Genomic DNA, 1,038 nt, shown 5'->3' with positions numbered 1-1,038 from the left:
CTCCCATGCTGCCCATTTCTCAGGGACTTCCTCACCGTTATTGTTTAGTAGAACCATTCGCAAACCTTCTGTATCTTCAAAATGGAGCGCATCTCGCCCTGCATATTTTGTAATTTCGCCGTGTTCTACCTTTAATAATTCAAAACGTTTTTTCCAATAGGCTAAACTTTCTAAAGAAGGCACGAGCAAGCCAATTTGAGTAATCGCATTAGTACCGCGCACAGTTCTTCCTGCATTTGTCATTTCAAAGAAGGATAGCTCCGTTCCCGCACTGCCCGTTAAATCACCGTAAAATAAATGATACATGGATGGATCGTCTTGATTGACCGTCTTCTTCACTCTGCGCAGTCCTAGTACTTCTTGATAAAAATGATTATTAATTTTTGCGTTTTTTGTAATCATCGAAATATGATGATGTCCAGGGATTGTATACATAATTGTTCCTCCTCTATTTAACTTGACTAGTCAATTGATATTGCGAAAAAATTACTCTGACGGCAATTTCTTTTTCTGGCTATGTTTATGGATGCGAGTCATCAATGAGTATAGTGTTTTTTGTTCGTCCTCATTTAATACATCTTCAAAAAATGAAGTTTGAAAAGCAAGCTGGCTCGGCATTGCGATATCCAATATGGCTTCGGCCTTTTCTGTTAAACTAATCGTTTTGGTTTTCCAGTCTTGCTTGCGCACAATATAACCTTCGTTCTCAAGTCGTACGAGCATGCGAGATATGCCGCCTTGCGTAACCGTTACTTTCTCGGCCAAAACCATTTGGGTTAGAGGCTGATAGACACGAATTTGCATGAGTACATCAAATTGAGCAGTCGTTAAATCAAATTGTTTTAAAAATTCATTTGACATCTGGTTGCTCTGATTCGTAAAACGCATCAGCCGCAGCCAAATTAACGAACCTAACGTATTATTCTGCATTTCGTTCCCCCTCTCAATGACTATGCCATCACTTTACTACTCAATTGATAAAATGGCAAGTGTGAATGTTTAAGTTTAAAAAGCTACAATTAATGGAAAGATTAATGC

At 38.6% G+C, this 1,038-nt stretch carries 2 protein-coding genes; both read right to left on the bottom strand.

What is annotated here, in order from left to right:
• The coding region (locus tag AC1DSE_RS35765; RefSeq protein WP_477529180.1) for a VOC family protein at positions 1–435 on the bottom strand (435 nt) is incomplete at its 3' end.
• Positions 436–486: 51 nt separating this feature from the next.
• Positions 487–930, bottom strand: a complete 444-nt coding sequence (locus AC1DSE_RS35760; protein ID WP_441883285.1) for a MarR family winged helix-turn-helix transcriptional regulator — start codon at positions 928–930, stop codon at positions 487–489.
• Positions 931–1,038 lie beyond the last annotated feature (108 nt).

The organism is Paenibacillus sp. 01L418 (assembly GCF_056400045.1).
This window is presented reverse-complemented; position numbering and strand designations above follow the sequence as displayed.

Bases quoted from the DNA above. Each gene is read 5' to 3' on its own strand.
- AC1DSE_RS35760 (WP_441883285.1), bottom strand. From the start codon at position 930: ATGCAGAATAATACGTTAGGTTCGTTAATTTGGCTGCGGCTGATGCGT.